The organism is Teichococcus deserti, assembly GCF_001982615.1.
In the GTDB taxonomy this organism is placed as follows: domain Bacteria; phylum Pseudomonadota; class Alphaproteobacteria; order Acetobacterales; family Acetobacteraceae; genus Pseudoroseomonas; species Pseudoroseomonas deserti.
In genome coordinates this window covers 1-6895 of the sequence record NZ_MLCO01000329.1, presented here as the reverse complement: position 1 = coordinate 6895, position 6895 = coordinate 1, and the positions used below count along the sequence as shown (strand labels likewise).

Annotated in this window: 7 protein-coding genes; 4 read left to right on the top strand and 3 right to left on the bottom strand. The window is 70.5% G+C overall.

Features of this window, described 5'->3' with window-relative positions:
• Positions 1-992 (bottom strand): M20/M25/M40 family metallo-hydrolase (locus BKE38_RS26110; protein WP_242662576.1); only part of this gene is annotated, 992 nt, incomplete at its 3' end.
• 14 nt (positions 993-1006) lie between these two features.
• Positions 1007-1795, bottom strand: a complete 789-nt coding sequence (locus BKE38_RS26105) for an SDR family oxidoreductase (RefSeq protein WP_076960128.1) — start codon at positions 1793-1795, stop codon at positions 1007-1009.
• Positions 1796-1955: 160 nt separating this feature from the next.
• Here BKE38_RS26105 and BKE38_RS26100 point away from each other — a divergent pair, with 160 nt between their 5' ends.
• The 4 genes from BKE38_RS26100 to BKE38_RS26085 all read left to right on the top strand — a co-directional run bounded on the left by BKE38_RS26100 (position 1956) and on the right by BKE38_RS26085 (position 6564).
• On the top strand, positions 1956-2969 hold the full coding sequence (locus BKE38_RS26100) for a 2-hydroxyacid dehydrogenase (RefSeq protein WP_076960127.1): 1014 nt from the start codon (positions 1956-1958) through the stop codon (positions 2967-2969).
• A 5-nt stretch (positions 2970-2974) separates the two neighbouring features.
• Positions 2975-3946: a 2-hydroxyacid dehydrogenase gene (locus BKE38_RS26095; protein WP_076960126.1), complete on the top strand. Its 972-nt coding sequence runs from the start codon at positions 2975-2977 to the stop codon at positions 3944-3946.
• 12 nt (positions 3947-3958) lie between these two features.
• Entirely contained in the window at positions 3959-4597 is a 639-nt protein-coding gene (locus BKE38_RS26090; protein ID WP_076960125.1) for a flavin reductase family protein, read from the top strand.
• 341 nt (positions 4598-4938) lie between these two features.
• Complete coding sequence (locus tag BKE38_RS26085; protein WP_076960124.1) at positions 4939-6564, top strand: ABC transporter permease; 1626 nt, start codon at positions 4939-4941, stop codon at positions 6562-6564.
• A gap of 63 nt (positions 6565-6627) precedes the next feature.
• Here BKE38_RS26085 and BKE38_RS26080 read toward each other — a convergent pair.
• Positions 6628-6895, bottom strand: a 268-nt coding sequence (locus BKE38_RS26080) for a glycosyltransferase (RefSeq protein ID WP_131829733.1), incomplete at its 5' end; no start/stop codon positions are given.

The window sequence follows — 6895 nt, the reverse complement described above, 5'->3', positions numbered from 1 at the left end:
AGTTTAGTCATTTTGTTATCAAGTGCAAGCGCGGCGCCGGAGACCTGCGCGCGTAAGATCGTCGTCAGCGTCAGAGGTGTGTAAGAGGCAGGCATGAAGGTCGCCTCGCCCGGGATCTTGGTGAAGCCGGCCTCGGCCGTGGTGGCCAGGGTGCAGAAGGTCACCACCAGGCGGTGGCCATGCGCCTCCAGGAGCGCCCAGGCCTCGTCGAGCGCCACCGCCAGCTCGGCCAGCGCGATGGCGGCGTCGCGGCGGTAGCGGCGCGGCGTCGCGCCGGAATGGTTGTACTCGCCCAGCACCCGGCCCTGGCGCAGCCGGCGGCTGCCCGGGATGCCGGTGACGATGGCGACCGGCACCTCCTCGGAATCCAGCACCGGGCCCTGTTCGATATGCAGCTCCAGGAAGGCCTGGGTGTTGTCCGGCCTGTTCACCGCCTCGCCGCGCGCGGCGAAATCGGGATCGAAGCCCTCCTCGCGCATATGCTCGGCCAGGGTCCGGCCGCTGTCCTGCCGGCGCACCTGCAGTTCCTCAGGCCTAAGCCGGCCGAGCGAGCCGCGCGAGCCGGGATAGGAGGTCGGGAACCAGGCCCCGGCCTCCTCCGCCCGGATCGCCATGACGGTGACGTCGCGGGCGGGGACGAAGCCCGCCTGCTTCAGCCCCGACACCGCGGCGAGGCCCGCGAGCACCCCCGCCGCGCCGTCGAAATTGCCGCCCTGCGGCACCGAGTCCATGTGGCTGCCGATCAGGATGCGCTTGGCCGCGCGATCCGTCCCCGGCAGCGTCATGTATAGGTTGCCGACCGGGTCGGTCGTCACCTCCAGCCCGAGCGCCTCGGCCTCGCGACGCACGGTCGCATGCGCCATCGCCTCGCCCGGCCCATAGGCCTCGCGGGTGATGCCGACGCCGTCGAAGCTCTTCTCGCGCAGCTCGTCGAACAGGCGGAAGGCCAGGTCGACATCGGGCAGCAGGTTGGGACGCAGGGAATTCGACACCGTCACTCAGACTTTCAGACGCCGCGCACCGCGCCGCCATCGATGATATGGATCCGGCCGGTGGTATAGGCCGCCTTGTCCGAGGCAAGGAAGGCACCCATCGGCCCGAATTCCTTCGGCTCGCCATAGCGGCCGATGGGAATCGCGGAAGACCGCTCGGCGACCAGCGCCTCGATGCTCTTGCCCGACTTGGCCGAGGCCGCCGCCAGCGTCTCGGCGGTGCGGTCGGTGGCAAAGGCGCCGGGCGCCAGGATGTTGCAGGTGATGCCCTCGCCGGCGAGCTCGGCCGACAGGGTCTTGTTCCAGCCGACGATCGCCGCGCGCAGCGTGTTGGACAGCGCGAGGCCCGGCAGCGGCTGCACCATGCCGGTCGAGCCCACGGTCAGGATGCGGCCCCATTTCTGCTCGCGCATCGCCGGCAGCAGCTTGTTGGCCACCCGGATCGGCGACAGCACGATGCGCTGGAACCAGGTGATCAGGTCCTCCTGCTTCATCTCCAGCGCGGTGCAGGTCGGCGGGCCGCCATGGTTCAGCACCAGGATGTCGACGCCGCCCAGCGCCGCGACCGCGGCGTCCGCCAGCTTGTCCATCTGGCTGCCCTCGGCGACATCGGCCTGGATGCCGACCGCCTTGGGCGCGCCCAGGCTCTGCAGCTCGCCGGCGACGCGGTCGAGGCTCGCCTGGTCGCGGCCGGAAATGGCGACCAGCGCGCCCTCCGCCGCCAGCGCATCGGCGATCGAGCGCCCGAGCCCCTTCGAGGCCCCCATCACCAAAGCGCGCTTGCCCTGCAGACCGAGATCCATGGCCTTCTCCCTCACGGCTGAAATTCGGCGCGGACGGTGAACGCTTCCCCCCCGGCTGGCAAGATGGGCTCTGGCAAGATGGGCTCTGGCCAGAGACCCCCTGGCGTGACCGGCTGAGACGTCTAAGCTCGGCGGCAAAGCAGAACAGGAGGATGCGTGCATGGCTGAGCTCGACTCTCCCCTCGCCACATTGACGCCCGCGCCGGCTGCCCGGCCGCGCCTGGTCAGCGTCCGCCGCATGCCGCCCACGGTCGCAGCCCGCCTGGACCGCGATTTCGCCGGCGCCTTCGCGGTCGACCGCGACATCGACCGTGAGGAATCGCTCGCCCTGCTCGAGGAGCACAAGGCCGAGGCCCTGCTGTTCAGCTCCGGCTTCAAGCTGGATGCCGGCTTCATCGAGAGATTGCCGGCGCGGGTGAAGGTGGCCGCCACCTGCTCGGTCGGCTTCGACCATGTCGACGTGGCGGCGGCGAAGTCGCGCGGCCTGGTGGTGACCAACACGCCGGACGTGCTGACCGGCTGCACCGCCGACCTGGCCTTCTCGCTGCTGCTCTCCGCCGCCCGCCGCCTGCCCGAGGCCGACCAGATGCTGCGCCGGGACGCCTGGGGCCCGCGCGCCATGGGCGACTTCCTGGGCGTGCGCGTCTGGGGCCAGACCATCGGCATCATCGGCATGGGCCGCATCGGCCGCGCGGTCGCGCGCCGCGCCCGCGGCTTCGACATGCGCGTGCTCTACCATGACGCGGCGCAGCTGCCGCCGGCGCTGGAGGAAGGCGGCCACTTCATGGCCGATCTCGACGCCATGCTGGGGCAATGCCAGTTCGTCTCGCTGCACTGCCCCTACACGCCGGCGACCCGCCACATCCTGAACCGCCGCACGCTCGGCCTGCTGCCGCCCGGCGCCGTCGTGGTCAATGCCGCGCGCGGCGGGCTGATCGAGGAGGAGGCGCTGATCGACGGGCTGAAATCCGGCCGCATCGCCGCCGCCGGCCTCGACGTCTTCGAGGGCGAGCCGCGCTTCGACCGCCGCTTCATCGACCTGCCCAACGTGTCGCTCGCCCCGCATATCGGCAGCGCCACGGTCGAGACCCGCGACGCCATGGGCCTGCGCTGCCTGGACAACATCGCCGCGGTGCTGTCCGGTCGCCCGGCCATCGATCCCCTCTGGAGCTGATCCGCATGACGAAGCCCGTCCTCCTGCTGACCCGCCGCTTTCCGGATGCGGTGGAGGCCCGCGCCCAGCGGGACTACATCACCGTCCCGAACCCGTCGGACACGCCGATGGACGGCGCCGCCATCGCGACGGCCGCGAAGAATGCCGGGGCGCAGGGCATCCTCTGCGCCGCCGGCGACCCGCTGAATGCTGCGACCATCGCGGCGCTGCCCGACAGCGTGAAGCTGCTGGCGACCTTCAGCGTCGGCACCGACCATATCGACCTGGCCGCCGCCCGCGCCCGCGGCATCACCGTGTCGAACACGCCCGACGTGCTGAGCGTCGCCACCGCCGAGATCGCTTTTCTTCTCATCCTCGCCGCCGCCCGCCGCGGCGGTGAGTCGGAGCGGCTGCTGCGCGCCGGCGAATGGACCGGCTGGGCCCCCACCCAGCTGATGGGCGTGACGCTCGAGGGCAAGAAGCTGGGCATCCTCGGCATGGGCCGTATCGGCCAGGCATTGGCAAAAATGGCGCGCGGCTTCGGCATGGAGATCCACTACCGCAACCGCAAGCAGCTGCCCGCGGCAGAAGAGGCCGGCGCCATCTACCACGCCGACGATGCCGGCTTCCTCGGCGCCATCGACGTGCTGTCCATGCACATCCCCGGCGGCGAGGCCACCCGCAACTGGCTGGACGCCCGCCACATCGCCCTGCTGAAGCGCGGCGCCATCGTGGTCAACACCGGCCGCGGCACCACCGTCGACGACGCCGCCCTCTGCGAGGCGCTGGCGAAGGGCCATCTGCGCGCCGCCGGCCTCGACGTCTTCGCCGGCGAGCCGAAGATCTTCCCGGGCTACCTGACCACGCCCAACCTGGTGCTGCTGCCGCATCTGGGCAGCGCCACCATCGAGACCCGCGACGCCATGGGCTTCCGCTGCCTGGACAACCTTGACGCCGTGCTGATCCGCGGCGGCGCCGCCCTGCACCCGGTCGGCTGAGGAAGCCCCGCCATGCTCTTCGACTTCGCCACCATCCCGACGCGCGAGGCCTACAAGCTTCTCGTCTCCACCGTCGTCCCGCGCCCGATCGCCTGGGTGATCTCGCAGGACGCGGCGGGCGTGACCAACGCCGCGCCCTTCTCCTTCTTCAATGCCTTCGGCGACACGCCGCCGGTGATCGGCTTCTCCTGCGGCCCGCGCCCGGAAGGCGTTGACGCCCCGGTGAAAGACACCCTGGCGAATATCCGCGCCACCGGGCAGTTCGTGGTCTGCCTGGTCAACGAGGCCAGCGCCCAGGCGATGAGCGACACCGCGATAGACTTCCCGCCCGAGATGGACGAGCTCGCCGAGCTGGGCCTGGCCACCGAGCCCAGCCTGCACATCAAGCCGCCCCGCATCGCCCAGAGCCCGGTGGCCATGGAATGCGAGACCTTCCAGCTGGTCCCCGTGGGCGTGCACACCCTGGTCCTGGGCCGCGTGCTGGCGATGCATGTCCATGACGACGGGGTGCTGAATGCGGAAAAATACTACATCGACACGCCGAAGCTGAACCTGGTCGGGCGCATGCATGGTCGCGGCTGGTACACGCGCACCAACGATCGGGTGGATATCCCGCGGAAAACCTATTCGCAGTGGAAAGAGAAGAAATGATTTAAGGGCCAGGGGAATGAATTCCCCTGGATCCCTTCTTTTTTCTGTCTGATTGCCATGTCCACGTGGTGAGGGACCGTGAAACGGCCCAGCGACAGCGCGCCCTTTGAGGTGGCACGGTTCTGGTATGGCGTCCCGCCGCGATGCCCTGATGTGGATGCGAGTGAGGCGCTGGCCTGAAAACGGCCGGTGATCAGAAAAAATGATGGGGGTTCGGGGGAATTCATTCCCCCGACCTGCCCCCGTCCTTCTTCCTTCCCTCGCGGATGCGAGGCATTTTCACCCCCGTGTCCACGACCTCCCTTTCGGCCGTCTCCCCGGCCCTTCCTCCCCGGCGACGCGTGCCGCTCTGGGCCCGGTCCGGCTGGCTGATCGCCGCGCTGGTCGCCCTGCCGGTGCTGGCGGTGCTGGCCAATGCCGCCTGGCCGCTGCTGTCGGGACGGGGGGCGGGGCAGGTCTGGCACCATATCGTGCAGACCAACCTGCTGCCTTATCTCGGCAATTCGCTGCAGCTCGGGCTGCTGGTGGCGGTGATGGCAGGCGCCGTGGGCGTGGGCTGCGCCTGGCTGGTCACGGCCTGCCGCTTCCCGGGCCGCAAGTCGCTGGAGCTGGCGCTGCTGCTGCCGGTGGCCATGCCGGCCTATGTTTGCGGCTATCTCTACACCTGGCTGCTCGACGCGGCGGGGCCGGTGCAGACGCTGGTCCGCGACCTGACCGGGCTGCGCTGGGGGCAGTACTGGTTCCCCGAGGTGCGCAGCCTGCCGGGTGCTGCGGTGATGCTGGCGGCGGTGCTCTACCCTTACGTCTACCTGCTGTGCCGCGCCGCCTTCCTGCAGCAGAGCACCTGCCTGATCGAGGCCTCGCGCACGCTGGGCCTGTCGCTGCCGCGCACCTTCTTCCGCGTGGCGCTGCCGCTGGCGCGGCCGGCCCTGGCCGCTGGCATCGGGCTGGTGCTGATGGAGACGCTGGCCGATTTCGGCACGGTCGATTACTTCGCCGTCCGCACCTTCACCACCGGCATCTACGAGGCCTGGTTCGGGATGGGCGACCGCGGCGCCGCCAGCCAGCTGGCCGCCTGCCTGATGGGGGTGGTAGCGCTGCTGCTGCTGGCCGAGCACGCCTCGCGCGGCGGCCGCCGCTACCACCCGACGACGACGCGCACGCCGCCGCTGCGGCCGCATGTATTGTGCGGCTGGAAGGGCTGGGCGGCGACGCTGGCCTGCGCCCTGCCGCTGGTGGTGGGCTTCGTCATCCCGGCCGGCGGGCTGTTCCACCTGATGCTGGCCAGCGGCGACGCGTTGGAGCCCGCCAACTTCCTTCCTTTCGCCCGCAATTCGCTGGTGCTGGCCGGCGTCACCGCATTGATCGGCGTGGCACTGGCGGCGCTGCTGGGCTGGGGGATGCGGCTGTATCCCTCGGCGCTGGCGCGCGGGGCGAACCGGTTTGCGGGGCTGGGCTATGCGGTGCCGGGCTCGGTGATCGCGGTGGGCACGCTGGTGCCCTTCGGCCTGATCGACAATGCGGTGGATGGCTGGGCGCGGGCCAGTCTGGGGTTCTCCACCGGGCTGCTGCTGTCGGGCACCATGGTGGCGCTGGTCTTCGCCTACCTCGTCCGTTTCCTGGCCGTCGGGCAGTCGGCGGTGGAATCCGGCCTGTCGCGGCTGAAGCCCAGCCTGCTGCAGGCGGCGCGCACCCTGGGCCATGGCCCCGGCGCCGCCATCGCCCGGGTCGAGGCGCCGCTGGCCCGCGGCGCGCTGCTGACGGCAGCCGTGCTGATCTTCGTCGACACCATGAAGGAGCTGCCGGCGACGCTGATCGTCCGCCCCTTCGACCTCGACACCCTGGCGGTGCGCGTCCACAACCTGGCCGCCGACGAGCGCCTGGCCGAGGCCAGCACCGCCGCCCTGCTGATCGTCCTGGTCGGCCTGCTGCCGGTGCTGGTGCTGGTCCGCGCAATGCGGCGCTGAGGACCACAAAAAAGGCCGGGGAGCTTGCGCCCCCCGGCCATCATCTCTGTCGTCGCGACCGGCTCAGTTGCCGCCGCTGACGGCCCGCAGCTGCGGCTTCTTCTTCTCCGCGATCAGCTGCTCATAGAGAGAGACGTAGTCCTCCGCCATGCGGCGCGAGGTGAAGCGCTGCTCGAAGCGGGCGCGCACCTTGGCGCGGTCCAGCTCCGGGATGCGGGCGACGGCGGCGACCGCCTCGTCCTCGTTGTCGATGACGAAGCCGGTCAGCCCGTCCTCCATCACCTCGGGCACCGAGCCGCGGCGCATGGCGATCACCGGCGTGCCGCAGGCC